The sequence below is a fragment of the Rhodospirillum centenum SW genome (assembly GCF_000016185.1).
GTDB lineage: Bacteria > Pseudomonadota > Alphaproteobacteria > Azospirillales > Azospirillaceae > Rhodocista > Rhodocista centena.
In genome coordinates this window covers 362,108-385,000 of record NC_011420.2, presented here as the reverse complement: position 1 = coordinate 385,000, position 22,893 = coordinate 362,108, and the positions used below count along the sequence as shown (strand labels likewise).

Genomic DNA, 22,893 nt, shown 5'->3' with positions numbered 1-22,893 from the left:
GCATGGCATCCACCACGCTCCCCAGATCGCCGATGGCGGCCAGCCGGGTCTCGACCTCCTCCAGCCGTTCGCTCACCCTCCCGTTCTCCCGGCAGCGGCAGAGGGGGTGGCAGAGGGGGCGGCAGGGGGCGCGGCGGGGAGCAGGCGGCGCATCGCGGCCAGCAGCGCGGCGCGGGTGGTGTCGTCCAGCGCCTCCCCCGTCGCCAGCCGGGCCGCGATGGCGCCATGGTCGGCCAGCGCCGCCAGGGCGTCGGCGCGGAAGCGCGGGATGCGGTCCAGCGGCAGCGGATCGAGCAGCCCTTCGGCCAGGGCCAGCAGCAGCGCCACCTGCGCGACCAGGGGCAGGGGCGCCAGCCGCGGCTGGGCCAGCAGCGACCGCAGGCGGCGGCCGTGCTCCACCGCCCGGCGCGTGCGCTCGTCTGTCATGCCTCCGAAGCGGGTGAAAGCCTCCAGCTCCGCGAACTGCGCATAGTCCAGCCGCAGGCTTTCCGCCAGCGGCCGCAGCGAGCGCGACTGGGTCTTGCCCCCGACCCGGCTGACGCTGCGGCCGACATCCACGGCGGGTTTCTGACCCTGGTGGAACAGCTTGGTGTCCAGCACGATCTGGCCGTCGGTGATGGAGATCAGGTTGGTCGGGATGTAGGCCGAGAGGTTGCCGGCCAGCGTCTCGGCCACCGGAAGCGCCGTCAGCGAGCCGCCGCCCTGCGCGTCGGAGAGCTTGGCCGACCGCTCCAGCAGCCGTGAATGCAGATAGAAGACGTCGCCCGGAAACGCCTCGCGTCCCGGCGGCTGGCGCAGCAACAGGGCGATCTGGCGATGGATGGCGGCGTGCTTGGTCAGATCGTCCAGCACGACCAGGGCATGGCCGCCGGAATCGCGGAAGAACTCCGCCATCGTCATGGCGGCGTAGGGGGCCAGCCATTGCAGCCCCGGCGGCGCGTCGGGGGAGGCGACGACGACGATGCTGCGCTCCAGCATGCCGCCGGCGCGCAACGCCTCCACCACCTCGCGCACGGACGACGCCTTCTGTGCGATCGCGGCATAGATGCAGACCACGTCGCCGTCGCGCTGGGCCAGCATCGCGTCCAGGGCCAGCGCCGTCTTGCCGGTGGCGCGGTCGCCGATGATCAGCTCCCGCTGGCCGCGGCCGATGGGGAACATGGCGTCCACAACCGTCAGGCCGGTGTGCAGGGGCTGCGTCACCTCCGCCCGCTCGGCGATGGCCGGGGCCGGCCGTTCCACCGGATTCAGGCGGCTGGCGTGGGGCGGCGGCCCGCCGTCCAGCGGCCGGCCGAGCGGGTCCAGCACCCGGCCCAGCAGTCCCGGTCCGACCGGCACGCGCACGATGGCGCCGCTGCCATGGACGGTGCCGCCGGCGGAAAGCCGGGCGCCGTCGCCCAGCAGCACGCAGCCGATGGTGTCGCGGTCCAGGGTCATCGCCAGCCCCGGCACCCCGCCCGGCAGCACCAGGATCTCGTCCGCCCGGGCGCCGGGCAGGCCGGAGACCAGGGCGACACCGTCGCCGACCCGTTCGATCCGGCCGGTCTCCTCCACCCGGGGACCGGCGGGCACGGTGCCGGCGCGCTGCGATGCCTCCGGCAGCCAGCGGTCAAGCGATCCGGTGAGCGTCGTCATGTCCGTCCAGCTCCAGTCCGATGCGGCCCAGCAGGTCCCGCCAGCTGTCCCGGATCACGGTGTGGGCGAAGTGCAGTTCCACCCCCGCCAGCAACTCGGGATCGTCGGCGAAGGTGAGGGCGATATCCGGCCCCAGCAGGGTGTGGGCACGGTCGCGGCAATGGGCGCGGCCGGCCTCGTCCAGCGGGACAGCGGTGACGATGCGGATGCCGCCGTCCGCCGCCTGCCCCGCCAGGACCTGCCGCTCCGGTTCCGGAAGGGCGGTCAGGCGGGTGCAGACCCGGTCCAGGAAGGGCTCCACCCGCGCGCCCGGGGTCGCCGCCGCCAGCAGCCGGCCGGCGATCTCCACCGCCAGCCCGGCAGCCTTGCCGCGCAGGTCCGCCTCGGCGGCCCGGCGCTCCTCGGCCAGGGCCTTGCGACCTTCGGCCAGGATGCCGTCGGCCTCCCGCCGGGCACGGGTGCGCAGTTCCTCCAGTTCCTTGCCGGCGCGGGCGCGCGAGTCCGCCAGCAGCGCATCGGCCTGCGCCTCCAGATCGGCGCGCAGGGTTTCCGCCTTCTGCCGTTCCGCCTTCGCCGCTTCGACCCGCAGGGCCGCGTCGTCGAGCAGGCGGGTCGCTTCCGCCTTGCGCCGGTCGATCATGGCCAGCACCGGGCGGTACAGGAAATGCCGCAGCAGCAGGACCAGGATCAGGAAGTTGACGGCCTGCAGCGCGACCGTCCAGCCGTCGATCGCCATGGCCTAGCCCACGAAGGGATTGGCGAACAGGACCAGAAGCGCCACGACCAGGCAGTAGATCGCCATCGTCTCGATCATGGCGAGGCCGACGAACAGGGTGCGGGAGAGCACGTTGGCCGCCTCCGGCTGGCGGGCGATGGCGTCCATGGCCGCCGCCACGGCCTTGCCTTCGGCCAGGGCCGGGCCGATGGCGCCCAGGCCGACCGCGAAGGCGGCGGCCAGGATGCTGATCATCTCGATGGTCATGAAGTCTCAGCCTTTCTCGATACTGCCGACCGCCCCGCCGATGAAGACGGCGGCCAGGATGGTGAAGATGTAGGCCTGGATCAGCCCCAGCAGGATCTCCAGCGCCATCAGCGGCACCGGGACGAACAGCCCGGCCAGCGCCAGGATCATGGCGATGACGAACTCGCCGCTCATGACGTTGCCGAACAGGCGGACCATCAGGGAGAAGGCCCGCGTGACCTCCGCCAGCAGATTCAGCGGCAGCATCAGCACGGTCGGTTTCGCAAAGCTGGCAAGATAGCCGCCGGGGCCGCGCCGCAGCACGCCCCAGACCTGCACGGACAGGAAGGTGATCAGCGCCAGCGCCGCCGCCGTCTCCAGCGCCGCCGTCGGCGCCTTCATCCCCGGCACGATACCGGAGAGGTTCGCCACCACCAGATAGAGGAAGAGCGTGCCCAGCAGTGGCAGATAGGGCCGGGAACTGGTCTGCATCGTCTCATCAAGCTGCTGCTCGATCGTCGTCACCACCAGTTCGACCAGGGACTGGGCGGTGCCGGGGCGCAGCGCCAGTCGCCGGGTCGCCAGGGCCGATCCGATGGCGAGGAACGCCATCAGGCCCCAGGTCGTCACCACCGGCAGCGCCACCGGCACCGGGCCGATGCTGAACAGCACGGGCGTCAGCAGCGGGGATTCGGTCATGCCACACCTTCCGGTTCCGCCGTTCCGGGCCGCACCGTCAGGCGCCGCGCCGCCAGGAAGCCGGCGAAGCCGGCCAGCAGTGCCGCCGCCCCCGCCTGTGCGGCCAGCACGAACAGGCCACCCGCCAGCAGCAGCCGGCCGGCATGCAGCAGCAGGGGCAGGGCGACCCCGCGGCCGGCCAGCCAGAGCCGGGCGTTCAACCGCAGCGCGCGGAAATAGATGACGCCCCCCGCGAGACCGGCCGCGAGCGCGGCCAGCGCCGCCAGGGCCGTGGGCATCCAGGGATGTGCCAGCAGCATGGTCATCGCTCCTCCTGCCGGATGCGTTCCCAGGCCATCCAGCAGCCGGCACCCAGCCCGCCGACCAGCAGGGAGATGGTCCAGAAGGCGCCGACGCCGCCGTCCAGCCAGCGTCCCAGGAACAGCCCGCCGACACCGGGCAGCACGATGGCCCAGCCCAACGACCCGACCAGGGCGAGGTTGCGCCCCAGCGGCCGCTCCCCCTCCCGCTGCCAGCGTTCGCGCCGCTCGCGGCGGCGGCGGACGTCGCGTCCCAGATGCTCGTTGCCGTGGTTGCCGTCCGGACCGCTCATCCTTCCGCCCCCTCCTCGCGCGGCGCCCGCCGGGACGGCCCGCCGCCATCGGGACGAAGATAGCCCAGCATGTGCCGCAGGGCCGAGACCTGCAATATCCGGGCGCCGCTCCGGGCCTCCTGTTCCTCCCGCTGGCGCACGATGAAGCTGTCGCGCACCTCGTGCTCCAGCCGGTCCAGATCATCGCCCGGAACGGCCTCGCGCGTGGCGACGGCGACCGTGCGGCCGCCGCTGACGGTCAGTACCCCGCCGCGCACGGCGCAGTAGCCCTCGCTCCCGTCCTCCCGGCGCCAGATCACGACGGACGGCACCAGCGCGGTCAGGAAGTCGGCATGGCCGGTACGGATGCCGAAGCCGCCGGAGAAGTCCTCCGCCCGCACCTGCACCGCGTCCGCCACGTCCACGGCGACGGCGGTGGGGGTGGTGATGGTCAGGCGCATCATCCCGTACTCCCGGTGGTCCCGCCGGACGTGGCGGAACCCGCGGGCCTGCTGTCGGCCGCTTCCTTCGCCCGCGCTTCGGCCAGGGTGCCGACCATGTAGAGGGAGGATTCGGCCCAGTCGTCCGTCTGCCCGTCCAGGATGGCACGGCAGCCGGCCAGCGTCTCCACCCTCGCCACACTGCCGCCCTTGCGGCCGGTGAAGGCCTCGGTCACGGCGAAGGGCTGGGTCAGGAACCGTTGCAGCCGCCGCGCCCGCTTCACGGCCAGCCGGTCGGCCGGGCTCAGCTCCTCGATGCCCAGCAGCGCGATGATGTCCTGAAGCTCGCGGTAATGCGCCAGCAGGGCCCGCACATCCTCCGCCGTCCGGTAGTGCTCTTCCCCCACGACCAGCGGATCGAGCAGGGCGGAGGAGGAGGCGAGCGGATCGACGGCGGGATAGAGCCCCTCCGCCGCCATGGACCGGGACAGCACGATGGCGCTGTCCAGATGGCCGAACAGCTCGGCCACCGCGGGATCGGTGAAATCGTCGGCGGGAACATAGACGGCCTGGATGGCCGTCACCGTGGCGCCGGGGACGGAGGCGATGCGCTCCTCCAGTTCCGCGATCTCGGTGATGAGCGTCGGCTGATAGCCGACGCGCGACGGCAGCCGGCCCAGCAGGCCGGAGACCTCCGCCCCCGCCTGCACGAAGCGGAAGACGTTGTCCATCAGCAGCAGCACGTCGCGGCGGGCCTCGTCGCGGAACCACTCGGCGATGGTCAGCGCCGTCAGCCCGACCCGCCAGCGCGCACCCGGCGGCTCGTTCATCTGCCCGAAGACAAGCGCCGTGCGCTCCAGCACGCCGGACCGGCGCATCTCCTCCAGCAGTTCCTGGCCCTCGCGGGAGCGCTCGCCGATCCCGGCGAAGACGGACAGGCCGGTCTGCTGCGCCACCATGTTGTGGATCAGTTCCGTCACCAGCACGGTCTTGCCCACGCCGGCGCCGCCGAACATGCCGCCCTTGCCGCCGCGCGCCAGCGGGGCCAGCAGGTCGATGACCTTGATCCCCGTTTCGAACACGTCGCGCCGCGGCGTCTGGCCGGCCAGTGGCGGGGCGGGGCGGTGGATCGGCCAGCGCGGCGCCTCTGCCGTTATGGGCTCTCCGGCGTCGCCGGGCCGGCCCAGCACGTCCACCAGCCGGCCGAGCAGGGGCTCCCCCACCGGCACCGACAGCGGCGCACCCGTGCGCCGGGCCGGCGTGCCCCGGGCCAGCCCGCCCGTGGCGGCCAGCGCCAGGGTCCGGACCGTGCCGGGATCAAGGTGCGCATGCACCTCGCAGATCAGGGGCTCGCCGGCATCCCATAGGACCTCCACCGCCTCGTTCAGGGCGGGCAGGGCTTCCTGGGGGAAGGCCAGATCGACGACCGATCCCCTGACGGAGATGACACGGCCGTCGGGGGACTGGGTAAGCATGTCCGGCATCGCGGCAGGCCAAGTCCTTGCGGGCAGTGCAGCAAAGCTGCCACAGCTCCAGCGCTAACCCCGTGATCCAGATCACAAACAGCTGAAATTACCCCCGCTGCCGGAGGATCACGGCCTGGGCGGAGAGCCTTCCTGGGCTCTTCGCGCGCACTTCACCCCGTCACGACCGGCGATCGGATCGCGGAGCCGCGGCGTTCCGACATCTCCGACCTGGATCAGTGCTTCGGCTGAACCGTATCAGGAACGTTCTTCGATCCCGGGTCAGATCAGAACCGGAAGACGAGTTCCTCGGACGGCCCCCGCGGAAGGTCAGGTGCCGGTTTCGCGGGAGCAGGAGCCGGGAACGACGATACCGGCGCGGGCACCATCTTGGCCAATGCCTGCAATCTGTTCACCGAAACCAGGTGCGCGTATATCAGGGTCAGCCCGCCGTTGGCGCGTAGTCTGAGAATGATGTCGTCGGGAAGGGAAAAGAACGCCGACTTTTCGATCTTGAACAGGCCGCTGATTTCGCGGACAGAACTTCCCTGTTGAATCTTCAAGGGCCAGGGCTGGATCAGCCCGGCCTCCGCAATGGCGGCTGTCGCGGAAAGAGTTGCCCCCCGGGCCGATTCCATTTCATTGCAGAACTGGATGGCCTTGGCGAGTGTCTGCGAAGGCTTCAGATCGTCCGTGAACAGAGGCTCACCCTCTGTTTCTGACAGAAGCCCTGAACTCTCATCGATACAAAGCGCCAGATTGTTCTCTTCCGGCACCTGTCCGATTACGAAGGGGTAGCGGCGGATTATGGCTGGAATATAGTTTCCGAGCCAACGTCCATTCGCATCAACGAATAGATTGCGGCTGCTGCCCAGGCTGAGAAGAGCACTCGGCTCCAAGCTGTCGGCATTCTTGGTGAACGCGATAGGATACTCTGCGGCTGCAACCATGACCTCAGGAACAGTCAGCGGGAACGCCGTGAGTGTCGCTGCAAAGGAATAATCAGTGACGGGTTTAAGACGCTTCCGGCCGTGGGCGTCAGCAGAGACCGCGACAATACTGTTATCCATTTCGGCGCCCATCCCACAATTTCCAGATTGCCGTCCCGTGACGGCAATGCTTCCGGTCAACGACGAGGTATTCGGTTGGAGGCAGGATCACTCTCAGCCAGTACGCCTTTTTTGCGATGCGGGAGCGGATCTGCGGCAATCCATCAGCCGCCGGGATTTTCCCAACCCGTTATCCCGACAAAGGTCAGCTTCGAGTTGTCATCGAAAGTCATGATCAGGGAGCCTTGATCAGACCACGTGATTTCCATCGAGGATGGGTTGATGTTGCTTGTTTCTATGATCAGTCTGTCCGTGCCGAACTGGAAATTAAAGAGAGTGACCTGCCCCCCCGTAAACACGATGGTCTCCCGACCGGCCGTCAGAAGATAATCGGAACTCCCGTCCGCAAGGATGATCTTTCCGAATGCGGCAAGCTCCGGCGCATGCGGCACCGTTGCCTGCGGTGCTTCGGGCAGAGGGTGGCCCGGTTGCGTCGTGGGATGTCCTGAATCGGCCGGCGGAGAGGGGGAGCTGCTGTCGGACGGGGGGGTGGGAACAGGCGAGCCGGGCTGGTCTGGTGTCTGAGCGGCAGGTGTATCGGCGACCTTCTTCGCCCCCGCATCATCTGATCTGTCTGAATTCATCTCCTCCGGAGCCGCCCCGGGAGAGGAAACGGGCCTTTCCCGTGCTGCATCCGGCGATGCAGGGGGCGGCGCCACATCGGCGGATGCCGCCACCGTATCCAGGAGAATGTCGAACTCGACCTCGACCGCTTTTCCGGGATTCAGGAGCAGGATTTCAGCAAGGACCGGAACAATCCTCACCTCGATCAGGCCGCCTTGGGTCAGGAAGACGATCGCAGGAGCCGTCTCCAGAGTGACAGGAGGCTCCGTTGCGACTCCATCGTGCGCCCTGAACGCCACGCCCTCGACGTTCAGCAGGTCGTGACTGACGACGATGGTGTCGTCACTGATCCGCACGCTGTCAATGCCAGACCTGTAGACGTCCCCTGCGGTTTCCTGTTCAAGGAATGATGAAAGCGATGCCGCAGACAAAGCATGGGCACTGTCAGAGGCGGTCGCCGGGGCTGCCTCAGGGGCGCTGGATGTCTCTGTCAGAATCGGCTTCTGCGGCTCATCGTGGCCGAGGGCTGCCACAGCCCATTCCGTCGGCGCTGCCTCTGCGCCCGTCTGCTGAGACGGGCCGGTGCTTGCCGCCGCCGTTTCTGCTTCCGTTTTCGGGAGTCCGGCGACATCCCCGGCCTGGTCAAGCAGCATCATGGCCGTGCCAAGAACCGCGGTCAGGGCCGCGAACTGGGCCTGGGTAAATATGCTGTCGGCCTTGGACGTGGGGGAGCGCAGCGCCTCCCACTGTCTTTGCCCGTCGAATGCACGGACGGCAGGGATGACATGCCCGGAAACGGGACGGATCATCGTTTCCGGATCCGGGGTCGCCTCCCGCACCTGCGCTGCGTCGTCTCCCCCCGGACCCGGGTCGGCGGATGCCTCGGATGCCTCTGCCGGACTGGCATCGGACAGGAGCATCAGTGCCGCTGCGACAAAGGCGCTCAGAATGACGCTGGGATGGAGGTAGAGCTTGGCCGTGGCGGGCGACGCCGGCGGCAGCACCAACGGCTGCATCCGGACAAGCGCATTGAGCAGATCGCGGAAGTTGCTGCCGCGGATCGTGTCTCCGGTGGCCCCGTTGGACGCGACAAGCCGCCCGTCGATCTTTGCGAAGTGGGCGATGACCTCGCTGGAATCGTCCCGCAGGAACACGAGCCAGGGATCGCCCTCGTCGCTCCACCCGCTGTCGATGGAGACAGCGAGCCCTGCGCGGTTCAGGATTTCGACGACACGGTAGAATTCCGCCAGTTCCTGATTTGCCCAGGACTTGGTTTGGTGTTGAACCGGCCGCCTGAGCGGGATGACCACGGAACTGACCACGCCTTCCATCCTATCGCAGGAGCAGCCTCTGGACGGCCAACCATCCGATTCCCGATAGTGTTAATGTGTAAGTATCTCCTGCCCGTTCCGCAAGCAGATAGGAAGGGGCGGGCCGGAATTGTCCCGGCTGTGTCACGTCCGCCCCTCCTGTCGATCAGTTCTCCCGGAAGGACCGGTTTATGACCTGTATCAGCGGGTCGAACAGGTAACGGAGCGGAGTCTTCTCCCCGGTCTTGATGTAGGCGTCCGCCGGCATGCCAGGGAGCAACTGCAGATCGCCCAGTTTTACTCTCTCTTCCTCTGACACGACGATACGGACGGTGTAATAGGGAAGCCCCGTCCTCTGATCCTGGAAACGATCGCCCGAGACATTCTCCACGGTGCCGGTGACGACAGGAGTGATCCTCTGGCTGAAGGCGGTAAGATGGACATCCGCCTGCTGACCGACATGGACATTGTCCACATCCGTCACCTGAAGCTGGGCCTCGATGATCAGGTCGTCATTGTCGGGAACGATCTGAAGCATGACATCCCCGGGCGGGACGACGCCCCCCACGGTGTGGACCTTCAGACCTGTCACCTTGCCGGCCTCCGGTGAGGTGATGACCGTGCGGGCCAGAACATCCTCTGCCGCCCTGAGCCGCTCCCGCAGATCGAATATCTGATTCTGCGTTTCCTGGAGCTGCTTGGCTACTTCTTCCTGGAAGTTCTTGCGGACCTGGATGATCTGCAGTTCGGTTTCGCCGATCACCTGCTGGACGCGGGAAACCTCCCCCCCGTACTGGCCGCGCTCGCCCAGAAGCCTGGAGGCTTCGCGCTCCAGTGCAAGAATGCGGGTGCGGGGTGCATAGCCCTTCTCGTAAAGCTCGCGCAGACCTTTCAGTTCATCCTCGATCAGGGTGATCTGCCTGTCGTTGCTGTCACGCTGCGCTTCAAGGCCGCCGATCTGTTCCCGCGCCTGAACGATACGTTTGCGCAGGATGGTGACCTGCCCTTCCAGGGAAAGCCTGCGGGCCTCGAACAGCTTCTTCTGGCTGTCGATGATGGCGGCAACGTCCGGATCCGAGGTGTTCTTCACCAGGCTGTCCGGAAAGCGCACGGCATCGGCGCCTGAGCGCTCCGCCAGGAGGCGCGCCTCCAGAGCCAGGGTCGCGTCAAGCTGGCCGCGCACGATGTCCACCTGCGCTTCCGCCCGGGTCGGGTCCAGCACCACGAGGGTGGCGCCGGCAGCGACCATGTCGCCTTCCTTGACCCTGATCTCTTTGACGATTCCCCCCTCAAGATGCTGAATCATCTTGTTGTTGGAGGCAACGGTCAACACGCCGGTGGCGATGGCCGCACTGCTCAGCGGCGCTACCGCGGCCCATGTTCCGACACCGCCGAAGGTAATGCCGAGCAGGAGAAGGCCGCTGATCGCAACCCCTTTGAAGCTGGTCGGAACCGGCGCTTCCGGGAGCCGGTTGTCGATGGTGGTTGCCGCCCGTTGGGTCGGAACGAGGTCGATCATCGTCATCATGCGACTCCCGACTTCAACTGGGTCACATTCTCGGTCTGGACCGCGGTGGCGGGGCGTGCAAAACGCGCCATGACATCTGCCCTCGGGCCGAACATCTGTACCGCTCCATCCCGAAGGACAAGGATCTTGTCAACGCCGCCAAGAACACTCGGGCGGTGCGCCACGATGAGCACTGTCGCACCACGGTCACGGAGTTGCGCCATGGCCCTGACAAGTGCAGCTTCACCTTCATCGTCCAGATTGGAGTTCGGTTCATCCAGGATCACCAGAACCGGATCTCCATACAAGGCACGGGCCAGGGCGACGCGCTGTCTCTGACCGCCGGACAGGACGCTGCCTCCCTCGCCGATCTGCGTATCGTATCCTTGCGGCAAGCGGACGATCAGGTCATGCACGCCCGCCATCCGGGCCGCCGTGACGACCTTGTCGGCATCGACCTCACCGAAACGGGCGATGTTCTCCGCGATGGTCCCTGAAAACAGCTCGACATCCTGCGGGAGATAGCCGATGTGGGGGCCAAGCTGGGTCCGGTCCCATTGACCGATGTCGGCGCCATCAAGACGGATCTTCCCTGCATAGGCAGGCCAGACGCCGACGAGCATGCGCACAAGCGTGGATTTTCCTGCCGCGCTCGGCCCGATGATCCCGACGGCTTCTCCTGCCTCCACCTGGAAGCTGATCCCCCGCAGGGCAGGAACCGTGCTGCCAGGCGGGACGGCGACCAGCCCCTCGACCGCCAGGGCGCCGGTCGGGGCGGGCAGCGGCATGGGCTGCGGACGCGGCGGAACCTTCTGGAACATCTCGGTCAGGCGCTCGTAGGAGCTGCGGGCCTGCAGCAGCAGCTTCCATGTGCCGATCGCCTGCTCGACAGGGGCGAGAGCCCGCCCGACGATGATCGACGCCGCGATCATCACACCGGGCGTGATCTCGTGACGGATGGCGAGCCATGCGCCGGCGCCCAGGATCAGGCTCTGCAGCGATATGCGCACGAACTTCGTGATGGATGAGATGGCGCCGGCCCTGTCGCTCGCAACCGCCTGCAAGGTCAGCATCTTGCGGTGCCGGTCATACCAGCGGCGCCGGATGCCCGGCAGCATGCCCATGGCCTCCAGCACCTCGGCGTTCCGCAGGTTCGTCTCGGCGAACTGGCCGCCCAGCATCTGTTCCTGGTTGGCCTGGGCGAGGGGTTTGCGGGTCAGCATCTCCGTGGCGACGGCAAGGGCGACCAGGATCACGGCGCCGCATACCGCGATGATCCCCAGCAAAGGATGCAGCAGGAATACGACGAGCATGTAGAGGGGCGCCCACGGGGCATCGAAAAAAGCAAAAAGCCCCTGTCCCGTAAGAAACTGGCGCAGCGTAAGCAGGTCCGAGAGCGGCTGGCTGCGGCTGGCCTGTGGCATGCGCAGCGCGCGCTCATAGACAATTTCGAAAAGACGCTCGGCGAGACGGGTGTCGATCCTGTTGCTGATCCGGACCAGGACACGGGAACGGAGAAGCTCCAAGGCTCCCATGACACCGAGAAGCCCGATGATGACAATCGTCAGCATGAGCAGCGTGGCTTCGCTGCGCGAGCCCAGGACGCGGTCATAGACCTGGAGCATATAGAGCGGCGACACCAGCATCAGCATGTTGATGAAGAAACTGAACACGCCGGCCATGGCGAAACCGCCACCACAAGCCTTCAAGGCGAGGGTCAGCTCGGTTTTAGGCTTAGTCCTCATTCCATGTCTTCCTTTTCGCCGCCGCCAACGCGCCAGCGGAGCGCCCCGAACTCCCGTTGCATATCACGGCTGAGTGTCCGGTTGAACCACGGGTTTGTGCAATGACAAGGCCCACGCCGGGGCCGCTCCAGGCCACCGACCCGCCTTGCCTCTTCTCATCAGGGCGCGGTGTCCCGGCTCCGGAAGAGCGTCGGCAGATCACGCCAGAATCCAAGGAAACCAAGCACCACCGGGCCGGGGCTTTCGCGGCGTGCGGCTGCCTGAGCCAGTCGCAGCACAGGTTCCACGGTTGCACTGGCGATGGCAAGGGCGAGCGCTGGAATGACTCCAAAATGTTTTCGCGTATAGAGGACCCGGCTGCGCAGGAACTGATGCAGGCGCAAGGCCACCGCCGTCCGGCTGCTGCCTTGGCCGATATGACGGGCCTGCGCATCGGCGATGTAGAGAACTTGCTGTCCTGCTGCCTTGACCCGGAGACAGAGATCCAGATCTTCGTAGTAAAGGAAGAACCGGGGGTCGAAGCCGTCGAGGTCAAGGAAAGTGGAGCGACGCATGAGCATCACCGCTCCCATCACCTGATCGACGGCCCGTGTCTCCGAATGATCCCAGTCGGTCATGAAAGGACCGAACCGGCCGGGCGCGAGGAGATGCAGGCCAAGAGCCTGCCCCAGAAGTGTGACGGGCCGGGGAAAGCGAGAGCAGGTGCGCTGGACCCTGCCGCAGCCGTCGACAAGCTGTACACCGACAATCCCGACGGGGAACGGGCCGCTGCCGGTGTCTCCTGGGATGGGCTCTCCCAGGGCGGCCAGCGCCCTGTCGAGCGTTCCCTCCAGGATTTCCGCATCCGGGTTCAGGAAAAGCAGCAGGTCGGCAGCCGAGCGTTGCGCTGCGAGATTGCAGGCGGCTCCGAAGCCGAGATTCCGCCCCGGACGCAGGATTTCGACCTTCTCGTCCAGGCTGGCTTCCGACATGTCGGAAGAGTTGTCCACGACAAGGATCCGCCCCACCGCGCAGGTTGCCGGCGGATACCGGCGAAGCGATCCGACACACGCCCGGATCAGGGCCTCTGAACGGAAATTGACGATGATGACATCGATCGTGGGGGCCGTGCGGCTCCCAGGCAGCATGGAACCGTCATCCGGCCGCACGGCACGGGAGGAGGAATGCGTCATGCGGTGTTACTTTCCCGCTCTGCCGGGAGCGGGTTTTTCGGGAACTGGCGCTGTCCGGGCGGCGGACATGAACGCGGTGGGCATGAAGGATGACCTCAGGAAGCCGGGCCTGTCGCCATGATATCGCGCCGCTCCGGCAAAGGAACACTCCGCTGCAATGCCCCGGAGAGCGTAGGGACGGCCCCGGTTCCGATGCTCCCGTCCCGACAGAGCGGCACGTTCCGGCAGCTTTCCCAGCTCCGCATTCCTTCACAGCCCCTTGCGTGATGCCGTGGACGAACCCGACCAGCGCCCGCGCCGACGGCGGAGACGCTCCGGTCCTGTGCAGCCATCGTGTCCGCGAAAGGGCACCGCGATACAGCCCAGGACGATTCCGGTCCGGATCCATGGCAGCCGGGGCCGGTCTGGCCGGCATGAGCGCGGGGGGCATCCTCCGAAGGGCCACTCACCGGAACGGAACTGTCTTCGCCCGCATCGGGACTTCCCGTCAGGACCGTTCAACCGGATATGGCGCGGCCGGCTGAACGGGAGTCAGGATCAACCCCATGCCGTGGAATGAAATTAGCATGCTTCGAGATGTCAGTAAAAAAGGCGCGGCTTTCGGGCGCAGGAAGACGAACCCGGAGCGGTTCTTCTTGATGGGCCGCTGTCTTCGGGACCAATCCTATTCCTCGGTCTAGATACCCAACCGGCTTCCCCACCCGGATATTGTCAGCAGGGCGATGTCTGTCCCTTGCCGACCACCGGCCCGGGCTGGCCGTCTCCGGTGGGGAATCCTGCCCGTCCGGTCCGTGTGGCGCACGCGGCCGGACGCCGCCTTTTCCCGGATGCCTTCAGCGTCCCAACGACCTGGGTGTGAGCGATGCCGTATGATGGCGCTGCCGGTGTGGTCGTCCACATCGTGGACGACGAGCCCACGGTCCTGAAGGCGCTGCGGACGCTTCTCGAAGCCGACGGGTACACCTGCCGGACCTATGAGGATGGTGGGCCGTTCCTCGCGGCCGGGGTCGGGGAGCGCGACTGCGTGATCGCCGATGTGCAGCTCCATGACATGACCGGCATTGATCTGCTGCTCACTCTCCGGGCCCGCGGCCAGCGCAACCCCGTCCTCGTCATCACCGGCTATGCCAGCGTCGAGGTGGCGGTGGAGGCGATGAAGGCGGGGGCCACCGATTTCCTCACCAAGCCGTTCGAGAAGGCGGAACTGGTCGGCAAGGTCCGGGCCTGCCTTGCCATCGCGCGTCTGCGCGCGTCCGAGACGGCGCGCCGCCGTGCCGCCGCGGAGAAGCTCGCCGCGCTGTCGGAACGGGAGGTCGAGGTGCTGGGCCAGGTGATCGAGGGCCGGACCAACCGGGCCATCGGCGACGTGCTGGGCATCAGCATCAAGACGGTCGAGGCGCACCGCGCCCGCATCATGGAGAAGACCGGCGCCCTCTCTCTGGTGGATCTGACCCGCCTCTGGGACACGGCCGGCCCCTGCGCAGCCCTGTAGGGTTTACCCTGATTTACGCCGCGGACGGTCCTTGGCACCGTTGCCCCGGTCTTTGGAGCCTTCTGATGACGCCTATGGAACGACACGGCACGGCGGGGCGGCGCTTCGCTTCCGCCGGCCCTGTCCTGTCTGTTCTCGTCGCCGCTGCTGCCGTGGCGTCGCTTGCCGTGGTGCTGGCGGCCGGGCATCCGTCCGTCGTGCGGGCGCTCGGCATCGTCTCTGCCCTGCTCTGTGTCGCGGCGCTGGTCCCGGCCTTGCGCGCCCGCCGTCCGGACGGTGCGGTCCCTGCTCCGTCGGCCAGGATACAGCCGCCTTCGTCTTCCGCCCCGTCCCTGCCCGACCTGTCCCTCCCCGGCCGGCCCCTGGTTCCGGTCCTGGGGCCGACAGGGGGGCCGGTGCCCGCGGCACGGTTCGAGCCCGGTCCCGCCGGGGGCACCAGCAACGACCTGCAGACGGCCATGGGCCTGTTCGGCTCCGTCATCATGGAGCAGGTCGAGACCTCGGTCACCGCCGTGGTCAAGGAGAACCTGCAGATGCGGGAGATGGCGGAAGAGATGTCCACCGCCGCCCAGCAGGCGAACGAGCAGTTCCGGCGCTCCATGACCGGGGCCAGCGACACCGAGACCTGCATCGAGCGTCTGAGCACCGTGGGCGAAGGGCTGTTCGCCGCCATCGGCGTCATCGGCAAGGAGGTCGAGAGCACGCTGGATGTCGTCAAGACGGCGACCAGCCGGGCGGCAGCCACCAGCGAGCGGGTGGACACCATGGCCGCCCTGGCCGAGGACGTCGCCGAAACCATCGGGCTGATCAACGACATCGCCCGCCAGACCCGCATGCTGGCCCTGAACGCCACGATCGAGGCGGTGCGTGCCGGCGACGCGGGGCGCGGCTTCGCCGTCGTCGCTTCCGAGATCAAGCAGCTCGCGCACCAGACGGCGGTCGCCACCGACACCATTTCCGCCCGTATCGCCTCGATGCGGGAGACGACCCAGTCCACCGTCGCGGCCCTGCGCGTCCTGGTCGATACGATCGCCATGACCGACACCGCCAGCGGCCGCATCGCCACCGCCCTGCACGACCAGGAGACGCTGGCGACGGAAGTGTCGGGCAGCCTCGGCCAGATGCGTGAATCCGTCTTCGGCCTGTCGCGGGAAATCCGCGAGGCCGCCCAGATCGCCGCCAACAGCGGCATGCTCTCCGATCTGGTCCTCGACACCGCCAACCAGGTCGATGGCCTGATGATCAACCTGCGCGACCAGCTCCGCACCGTCGGCGCCGGCATGATTCCGGCACAGGCCGACCCCGACGCCGGCCCCTTGGCCGCGGCGCCTGTGCAGGTCGCGCCCCATCAGAAGGATGTTACCGAATGTCGCTGATCTTCGTCATCGATGACTCGCCCACCATGGTGATGAGCCTCTCCCGCATCCTGGCCAAGTACGGCTACTCCGTCGAAACCGCGACCAACGGGCAGGACGGGCTGAAGCGGCTGAAGGGGGGCATGAAGCCCAACCTGATCCTGACCGACATCAACATGCCGGAGATGGACGGCATCACCTTCATCAAGGAGGCGCGCAAGCACGCGCCCACCCGGTTCACGCCCATTGTCGTGCTGACCACGGAATCGGTGGCGACCAAGCAGAGCGAGGCCCGCTCCGCCGGTGCCTCGGGCTGGCTGACCAAGCCGACCCAGCCCGACGACCTGATCGCCACGATCCGGCAACTCCTGCCCGCGTGAGGCCGCTCGATGCAGACGCACAAGGACTGCGTCCGGGTCTGCCGCGTGCTGGCCGCCCAGCTCGCCGAGGTGCAGGCCCGCTTCGAGAAATCCAGCGGTGAGCTGATCGCCACACTCGACCGTCTGGACGGCGCCGTCGTCACTGGCGAGGGCAAGGAGGATGCGGGACGGCTGCGGAACCTGGTCGACGACATCCTCTTCTCCCAGGCGCAGGAGCACGATCTGATCCGGCAGATGATGGAGGTGGTGGCGCAGGCCCTGGCGCTGCTGCCCGACGACATCGATGTCGAGGGTCTCGCCGCCCTCTACATCTCCGAGGCGCAGCACCGTGTTCACCGGCAGACCCTGATGGCGCCGTCGGAGACGGGCGATGCCGGCTAGCGCCCCCCTGATGGACCGTGCGTTCAGAAGTGCGCGCATGGCCTTCTTCGATTTTCTGCCCGATCCGGGGCGGGGGCCGGATGATCTTGCCGGCGAGCTGCGCTGGGTCGGCACCCGGTTCGGTGTCCGCGGGCTGGAGGAGTCCGGTCTCCGGGTGCTTGCCGATGCCGTGGTGGCGGAGGACAGGGCCGCCTTTCTGGACATCTTTCTGCCGGGGGGCGAGTCCTCCCGGGCCGGCGAGTTCCGCATCGCCCATGGCGACGGCCGGATCGGTTTCGTCCATTTCGACATCTGTTGCGGCGGTCAGGGGGAAGGCCGGCCGTCGCACGTCTTCGGCACCCTGCACGACGTCACAGACCTGCGCCACTTCGAGGCGCTGCTGAACGATGCCATGCGGGAGCGGGAGATGCTGCTGGCCGTCATCGATGCCTGTCCCATCAGCATCGCCGTGGCAGACGCCCGACGGCCGGACACGCCGCTGATCTACGTCAACCGCATCTTCCAGACCCTGACCGGCTATGACCGGGCCGAGGTGATGGGGCGCAACTGCCGCTTCCTGCACGGTCCGGGCACGGATGACGCCGCGGTCGGGGTCCTGCACGAGGCGATCCGGACGGGAAGCCGCGCCGATGTCCGCCTGCTGAACTACCGCAAGGACGGCTCGACCTTCCTCAACCACCTGGTCCTGGCGCCCATCCACGACGAGACGGGAACCCTGTCGGCCTATATCGGGCTGCAGTCGGACGTGACCGACGAAGCCCGCCGCGAGGAGATCGACCGCCAGCGTCAGCGCGTCGAGGCGCTGGGGCGGATGATGGGCGGCGTGGCGCATGAGATCAACAACCTGCTGCAGCCGGTCACGCTGCTGACCGAAGAGCTGATGCGCCGTCAGCGGAGCACTGCCGACACGGCCTGCCTGCACACCATCCTGGACTGTGCGCTGTCGGCGCGGCGGATCATCGGGGACCTGCTGGCCTTCTCCCGCCCCGGCGGCCGCGAGACGGAGGTGGTGGACGCCGCCGCCCTGCTGCGCGATGCCCTGGTGCTGGTGCGCAAGGCCGTCGGCCCCGGCATCCTGATCCGCTTCGACGATGGCGGAGGCACCGCCGACATCCATGCCGACCGCACCGCCTTCATTCAGGTCCTGCTGAACCTCGCCAACAACGCGGCGGCAGCCATGGGCGGCGAGGGGACGATCGACGTCACGCTCTCCGTCGGGCCGGCCCCCAGGGGTGCCGGCGGACAGGTCCGCATCGCGGTGGCCGACACCGGCTGCGGCATGGACGGCGCGCTGCTGGAGCGCGCCTTCGAGCCCTTCTTCACCACCAAGCCCGTGGGGCAGGGGACCGGGCTCGGCCTGTCCGTCGCCTTCGGTCTGGTCAAGGAGATGGGGGGAGAGATCATTCTGGAGAGCACGCCCGACCGCGGCACGACCGCCATCGTGCTGCTGCCCGCCGTGCAAGGAAAACTCGAAGATGGCCACGATTCTCGTCGTTGAAGATGTTCCCTCCGTCATGCTCTCCTTGCGCATCGTTCTCGAAGGCTGCGGGCATACCGTCGTCGGTGCGGCGAATGCCGAAGAAGGGCTGGGCCGGCTGCGGCAGGGGGGGATCGATCTGGTGGTCACCGACATCTGGATGCCCGGCCAGCCCGGCACCGCCGTCATCAGCGAGGGCCGCCGGCTGGCGCCGGGCACGCGCTTCCTTGCCATCACCGGCGGGGCGCCGAACGGCAGTTTCACGGCGGAGGATCTGCGCCGCGAGGGGACGGACTTCGGCGCCGATCAGGTTCTCTACAAGCCTTTCCAGCGGGCCGAGCTGATCCAGGCCGTCAGCCACCTGCTGCCGGCCTGATCCGCCCGCTCCGACCGACAAGGAGAGCCCCGATGCAAGACACCGCCCCCGCTGCCGATGCCGGTCCGACGCCGGAGAGCCTCCGCCGCGACCGCCTGTCCGTGCTGGACGGCTGGGCCTCGTACCTGTCGCGCGAGATCCAGACACACGGGATCGAGGCGCGCCTGCTGCGGGAATTCTCCGCCGGACTCTACGACGGCATGGTCGAGGCGCTGGGGCGGCAGCCGGTCGTCCTGTCGGAGGATCTGCGGGAGCTGCTGTCGGCGCTGTCGATCGAGTTCGCGGAACGGGGCGTCTCCCCCTCGCAGACGGCCACCTTCGTCTTCAGCCTCAAGCATGTCCTCCAGGAACGCTACGGTGACGGCACCCCGGCCATGACATCCGTCCATCTGCTGGTGGATGCCATGGGCCTGCATTCCATGGATGCCCTGATCACCCGGCGGGAGCAGATCATCCGCCGTCAGAGCCAGGAGCTGCTGGAACTGTCCGTGCCGGTGGTGCCGCTCTGGGAAGGCGTGCTGTCGCTGCCCATCATCGGGACCCTGGATTCCGTGCGGGCGCAGGCGATCACGGAGAAGCTGCTGTTCGAGATCGCCCGCACCGGCTCGCGCTACGCCATTCTGGACATCAGCGGCGTGCCCACCGTGGACACCCAGACGGCGCAGCATCTGGCGAAGACGGCCGGCGCGGCGCGCCTGATGGGGGCGGAGTGCATCATCACCGGCATCCGGCCGGCCATCGCCCAGGTCATGGTGGCGCTCGGCATCGACCTTTCCAACATCGAGACGCGCTTCTCCCTGGCGGAAGGGTTGCGTCACTGTTTCACCAGGATGCGCCTGACGGTCGTTCCAGGAGCCTGATCCATGGAGGGCGTGCATATCCTCACCGTCGAGGGCGTTCTCGTCGTCACCCTGCCCGGCGTGACCGACGACCGCATGGCCGAGCGCCTGGTCGAGGAGGTGGCCGGCCGGCTGGTGGAACATCGCGCCCGCGCCGTCGTGATCGACGTCAGCAACGCGCGCCTGATCGACAGCTTCATGGGGCGGGTGCTGGAGCAGATGGCGCGGACCGCGCGTCTCATGGGGGTGGAGCCGATGCTCACCGGCATGCGGCCGGAGGTGGCGATCACCCTGATCGAGCTGGGCATGACCCTGGGCGGGATCGCCACCGCCCTGTCGCTGGAGCACGGCCTCGCCCGTCTGCGGGAGCGAGCGGGCGGCCGATCGTGACCCAGGGCCGCGCCACGCCGCCCCCCCTGATCCTGCCCATCGCCGGTGAGGACTCGCTGCCGGCCGTCCGCCGCGCCGTGGAGGAGGCGGGACGCCGCGTCGGCTTCGGGCTGGTGGACCAGACCAAGCTGATGACGGCGGCCAGCGAACTGGCGCGCAACATCGTCCTCTACGCCCAGGGCGGCAGCGTCACCCTGGAACCGCTGGAGCGTCTGGGCCGCAGCGGGCTGCGGCTGGTGTTCGACGACCGGGGACCGGGGATCCCCGACCTGGAACGGGCCATGCGCGACGGCTACAGCACCGGGGCCGGCATGGGGCTGGGGCTGCCCGGCACCAAGCGGCTGGCCCACGAATTCGCCATCACCTCCACCCCCGAGGCCGGCACCCGGGTGGTCTTCACCCTCTGGAAACGCTGATGCTGCCCCTGCACTGCCATCACCGCGTGCGCATCGACGGACCGGCCGACCTCGCTGCGGCCCGGGGCGTCTGCGCCGCGCTGCTGGCACGCGGCGATCTGGACGCAGAGGCGGCGGGGCGGCTGCACCTGATCGTCGCCGAGCTGGGCAGCAACCTGATCCGCCACGCCGGCGGCGGGACCCTGCTGCTCCGCTGCACGGTTCCGCCGGTGTCGCCGGGATCGGGACCCGGCGCGGCGGCTGGCGGGTGTGGCATCGAATGCCTGTCGCTGGACCGCGGCCCCGGCATCGCCGACCTGGACGGCGCCCTGGCCGACCGTCACGACCCGGAACCCGGGCCGGGGCGCAGCCTGGGCTACGGCCTCGGCGCCGTGCGCCGGCTGGCCGACCGTTTCGCCATCCAGTCGCGTCCGGGGGAGGGGACCGTGGTCCTGGCGCGGGTGCGCGACCGCGGACAGCCCCCGCCGCCCGCCGATCCCGGGGCCTTCGAGCACGGTGCCGTGATGCTGCCGATGGCCGGCTGCGACGACTGCGGCGACGGCTGGATGGTCCGTCAGGACGGGCTGGCGCTGCTGGTGGACGGGCTGGGCCATGGCGAGCCGGCGGGCGTGGTGGCGCGCCGCGCCGAGACTGTCTTCGCCGCCCTGCCCCCCGGCTGCGATCCGCAGGCGGCCCTGGCCGACCTGCACGCGGCCCTGCGCGGCACCCGCGGGGCGGCGGCCACCGTCGTGCGCCTGCGTCCCGATGCGGTGGACTATGCCGCGGTGGGGAACATCACGGCCGCCCTGGTCACCCGCACCGGCAGCGCTGCCCTGAACAGCCGCTGGGGGGTGATCGGCTACAATGCGGCGCCGCCGCCGACGGCCAGCCTGCCCTGGGGACCGGGGGATCATGTCGTCCTGCACAGCGACGGATGCAGTGGTCTGGTGCCGCTGTTCGCCGGCAGCCCGCTGCGGCATGTCGATTCTGTCCTGGCGGCGGCGATCCTGCTGCGCGACGGCATCGGTCGGATCGACGACCAGAGCGTGCTCGTTCTCGCCAACCGCCGTGCCGTCCGGGACGGTGATCGCGGGCAGCAGGGCTGGCAGGAAGGGGGAGGCCCCTGACCGTGGTCGCGTTTCCCCCTGATCCCGGCATTCCGGAAGCCGGGACCGTGCCCCTGGTGCTGCGGCATCTGGAAGGACTGGACCTGGGCGTCGTCATCGTGGATGGCGAGGGCCGCATCCTGCGCGACAACGCCTGGGTGCGGCGGCGTTTCGGTGCGGGCACGCGGAGCGTGCGGGGCATCCGGCTGGAGCCGCTGCTGCCGGAGCTGCGCCCCGGGCGCCTCGCCGGTGCCCTGGCGGATGCGCTTGCGACAGGGCTGTCCGTGCTGCTGTCGCCCGATCCCGGTGCCGCCGGGTCAGCGGCCCCCGCCGCTTCCGCTGCGGACGGGCGCCCGCCGGCCAGCCTCGCCATCGTGCGTCCGCTGCGGGTGGAAGGGGCCGGCTGCTGCCTTGTCCAGCTTTTCGACGGGTCGGCCGCCATGCCCCGCGGCGGCGGGCCGGGACGCGGCCGGCAACGCGGCGCCCGCTACCATGCCGCCCTGGAGACAGCGCAGGACAGCTTCGTCACGCTGGACGCGGCCGGGCGGATCGCCTGGATCAATCCGGCGGCGGAGCGCAGGTTCGGCCGCTCCCTGGCGGAGACGCTGGGCCGCCCGCTCTCTCTGCTGCTGCCGGACACGACCGGGCAGCTTCCCACCGGCGGCCTCGTCCGGACCCGGGCGCTGGCGGCCGGGGGGCGGCCGTTCGAGGCCGAGATCGCCACCGGCTGCTGGGTCGGCGGCACCGTCCGTTACCGCACCCTGTTCATCAGGGATGCCGGGGCCGGTCCGGGCGGCGACGATGGCCCTCCGTCCGACGGTGCGGCGGAGACGCCGGGCTTCGAGTGGCAGGTCGGCCGCATCGTCCATGAGTTCAACAATCTTCTCATGGTCATCCAGGCCAATGCCGGGCTGCTGTCCGATCATGTCGCGGACACGGACCTCGCCGACGCCGTGCGCGAGATCGGGGAGGCTGCCGGGCGCGGCGCCACCCTGACCGGGCGTCTCCTCTCCGTTGCCGGCGGCACAGGCCGCCCGCCCGGGGGGGGGCCCTCCCTGATGCCGCCGTCGCCCCCGCCGTGGCCCGTCCGCCCGGAGCCGCTGCCGCCGTTGCGCATCCTGCGGGTGGCGGCCGACACCGACCTCTGCCGCACCCTGGACGATGCCCTGGCCGGCGGTGGTCATGCCGTCACCCCGGCGGCGGACGGCTATCAGGCGCTGGAGTGCCTGGAGGCGATGCCTTTCGACCTGCTGCTGAGCGACGCGCGTCTGCCCGGCGGCCTTTCGGGGGCGCTGCTGGCCCGGGAGGTCAGGCCCCTGTTCCCCGACCTTGCCATCGTGCTGGTCGCCGGGGGCGACGCCGCCGTCGCGGCGCCGGCCGTCCTGCTGCCGGAAGAAGCGCCGGTACTGCGCCTGCCGTTCTCGCCGGACGACCTGTCTTCGGCTGTCGCCGGGGCTCTCGCCGCCGCGGCCGTCCCTGCCGGTAAGGGTTTTCCCTAATAGGGTTCACCCCGATTCCGGAGCCCG

The 22,893-nt window shown here is 68.7% G+C and carries 25 protein-coding genes (1 of these 25 running past the window's edge); 11 read left to right on the top strand and 14 right to left on the bottom strand.

The window, feature by feature from the left end:
* The 14 genes from RC1_RS01730 to RC1_RS01665 form a co-directional block, all read right to left on the bottom strand.
* Positions 1-76 carry the beginning of a F0F1 ATP synthase subunit gamma gene (locus RC1_RS01730; protein WP_012565605.1) on the bottom strand. The gene continues 743 nt to the left of window position 1, outside the view, so the window shows 76 of its 819 coding nt (coding positions 1-76); its start codon is at positions 74-76; the stop codon falls past the left edge of the window.
* The gene (locus RC1_RS01725) at positions 73-1,635 is read right to left on the bottom strand and encodes a F0F1 ATP synthase subunit alpha (RefSeq protein WP_012565604.1); all 1,563 of its coding nucleotides are present in this window, start codon (positions 1,633-1,635) and stop codon (positions 73-75) included. The genes RC1_RS01730 and RC1_RS01725 overlap by 4 nt, the downstream gene beginning before the upstream one ends.
* The gene (locus RC1_RS01720) at positions 1,610-2,371 is read right to left on the bottom strand and encodes a F0F1 ATP synthase subunit B family protein (RefSeq protein ID WP_012565603.1); all 762 of its coding nucleotides are present in this window, start codon (positions 2,369-2,371) and stop codon (positions 1,610-1,612) included. Before RC1_RS01720 ends, RC1_RS01725 begins: the two co-directional genes overlap by 26 nt.
* 3 nt (positions 2,372-2,374) lie before the next feature.
* A complete protein-coding gene (locus RC1_RS01715) occupies positions 2,375-2,617 on the bottom strand; it encodes a F0F1 ATP synthase subunit C (RefSeq protein ID WP_012565602.1) in 243 nt (80 codons plus the stop codon).
* 6 nt (positions 2,618-2,623) lie between these two features.
* Positions 2,624-3,295 (bottom strand): F0F1 ATP synthase subunit A, encoded by a 672-nt coding sequence (locus RC1_RS01710; protein WP_012565601.1) that lies wholly within the window; start codon positions 3,293-3,295, stop codon positions 2,624-2,626.
* On the bottom strand, positions 3,292-3,600 hold the full coding sequence (locus tag RC1_RS01705) for an N-ATPase subunit AtpR (RefSeq protein WP_012565600.1): 309 nt from the start codon (positions 3,598-3,600) through the stop codon (positions 3,292-3,294). The genes RC1_RS01710 and RC1_RS01705 overlap by 4 nt, the downstream gene beginning before the upstream one ends.
* Entirely contained in the window at positions 3,597-3,887 is a 291-nt protein-coding gene (locus tag RC1_RS01700) for an AtpZ/AtpI family protein (protein ID WP_012565599.1), read from the bottom strand. Before RC1_RS01700 ends, RC1_RS01705 begins: the two co-directional genes overlap by 4 nt.
* Complete coding sequence (locus RC1_RS01695) at positions 3,884-4,330, bottom strand: F0F1 ATP synthase subunit epsilon (RefSeq protein ID WP_012565598.1); 447 nt, start codon at positions 4,328-4,330, stop codon at positions 3,884-3,886. The genes RC1_RS01700 and RC1_RS01695 overlap by 4 nt, the downstream gene beginning before the upstream one ends.
* Positions 4,327-5,790, bottom strand: coding sequence for a F0F1 ATP synthase subunit beta (gene atpD / locus RC1_RS01690; RefSeq protein ID WP_012565597.1), 1,464 nt, complete (start codon positions 5,788-5,790; stop codon positions 4,327-4,329). Before atpD ends, RC1_RS01695 begins: the two co-directional genes overlap by 4 nt.
* A 266-nt stretch (positions 5,791-6,056) precedes the next feature.
* A complete protein-coding gene (locus tag RC1_RS20615; RefSeq protein ID WP_083759220.1) occupies positions 6,057-6,851 on the bottom strand; it encodes a SapC family protein in 795 nt (264 codons plus the stop codon).
* A 131-nt stretch (positions 6,852-6,982) separates the two neighbouring features.
* Positions 6,983-8,764, bottom strand: coding sequence for a hypothetical protein (locus tag RC1_RS01680; RefSeq protein ID WP_148213355.1), 1,782 nt, complete (start codon positions 8,762-8,764; stop codon positions 6,983-6,985).
* 154 nt (positions 8,765-8,918) lie between these two features.
* A complete protein-coding gene (locus RC1_RS01675) occupies positions 8,919-10,280 on the bottom strand; it encodes an HlyD family type I secretion periplasmic adaptor subunit (RefSeq protein WP_012565594.1) in 1,362 nt (453 codons plus the stop codon).
* Entirely contained in the window at positions 10,277-12,004 is a 1,728-nt protein-coding gene (locus RC1_RS01670) for a type I secretion system permease/ATPase (RefSeq protein WP_012565593.1), read from the bottom strand. The genes RC1_RS01675 and RC1_RS01670 overlap by 4 nt, the downstream gene beginning before the upstream one ends.
* Before the next feature lie 158 nt (positions 12,005-12,162).
* A complete protein-coding gene (locus RC1_RS01665; protein WP_012565592.1) occupies positions 12,163-13,176 on the bottom strand; it encodes a glycosyltransferase family 2 protein in 1,014 nt (337 codons plus the stop codon).
* Positions 13,177-14,038: 862 nt separating this feature from the next.
* Between RC1_RS01665 and RC1_RS01660 the strand changes: the two genes are divergently transcribed.
* The 11 genes from RC1_RS01660 (at position 14,039) to RC1_RS01610 (ending at position 22,866) form a co-directional block, all read left to right on the top strand.
* Positions 14,039-14,668, top strand: coding sequence for a response regulator transcription factor (locus tag RC1_RS01660; RefSeq protein ID WP_012565591.1), 630 nt, complete (start codon positions 14,039-14,041; stop codon positions 14,666-14,668).
* 65 nt (positions 14,669-14,733) lie between these two features.
* On the top strand, positions 14,734-16,044 hold the full coding sequence (locus RC1_RS01655; protein WP_012565590.1) for a methyl-accepting chemotaxis protein: 1,311 nt from the start codon (positions 14,734-14,736) through the stop codon (positions 16,042-16,044).
* A complete protein-coding gene (locus RC1_RS01650; protein WP_012565589.1) occupies positions 16,035-16,403 on the top strand; it encodes a response regulator in 369 nt (122 codons plus the stop codon). Before RC1_RS01655 ends, RC1_RS01650 begins: the two co-directional genes overlap by 10 nt.
* A gap of 9 nt (positions 16,404-16,412) precedes the next feature.
* Positions 16,413-16,784 (top strand): hypothetical protein, encoded by a 372-nt coding sequence (locus tag RC1_RS01645; RefSeq protein ID WP_012565588.1) that lies wholly within the window; start codon positions 16,413-16,415, stop codon positions 16,782-16,784.
* Positions 16,785-16,821: 37 nt separating this feature from the next.
* On the top strand, positions 16,822-18,282 hold the full coding sequence (locus tag RC1_RS01640) for an ATP-binding protein (protein WP_041785076.1): 1,461 nt from the start codon (positions 16,822-16,824) through the stop codon (positions 18,280-18,282).
* The gene (locus tag RC1_RS01635; RefSeq protein ID WP_012565586.1) at positions 18,260-18,637 is read left to right on the top strand and encodes a response regulator; all 378 of its coding nucleotides are present in this window, start codon (positions 18,260-18,262) and stop codon (positions 18,635-18,637) included. Before RC1_RS01640 ends, RC1_RS01635 begins: the two co-directional genes overlap by 23 nt.
* A gap of 32 nt (positions 18,638-18,669) precedes the next feature.
* On the top strand, positions 18,670-19,497 hold the full coding sequence (locus RC1_RS01630) for an STAS domain-containing protein (RefSeq protein ID WP_012565585.1): 828 nt from the start codon (positions 18,670-18,672) through the stop codon (positions 19,495-19,497).
* Between the two features lie 3 nt (positions 19,498-19,500).
* Complete coding sequence (locus RC1_RS01625) at positions 19,501-19,866, top strand: STAS domain-containing protein (RefSeq protein ID WP_012565584.1); 366 nt, start codon at positions 19,501-19,503, stop codon at positions 19,864-19,866.
* Positions 19,863-20,282: an anti-sigma regulatory factor gene (locus tag RC1_RS01620; RefSeq protein WP_202795560.1), complete on the top strand. Its 420-nt coding sequence runs from the start codon at positions 19,863-19,865 to the stop codon at positions 20,280-20,282. The genes RC1_RS01625 and RC1_RS01620 overlap by 4 nt, the downstream gene beginning before the upstream one ends.
* Positions 20,282-21,388 (top strand): ATP-binding protein, encoded by a 1,107-nt coding sequence (locus tag RC1_RS01615; RefSeq protein ID WP_049766623.1) that lies wholly within the window; start codon positions 20,282-20,284, stop codon positions 21,386-21,388. The genes RC1_RS01620 and RC1_RS01615 overlap by 1 nt, the downstream gene beginning before the upstream one ends.
* 47 nt (positions 21,389-21,435) lie before the next feature.
* Positions 21,436-22,866 carry a PAS domain-containing protein gene (locus RC1_RS01610; RefSeq protein ID WP_148213354.1) on the top strand — a complete coding sequence of 477 codons (1,431 nt, stop codon included), beginning with the start codon at positions 21,436-21,438 and terminating at the stop codon, positions 22,864-22,866.
* Positions 22,867-22,893 lie beyond the last annotated feature (27 nt).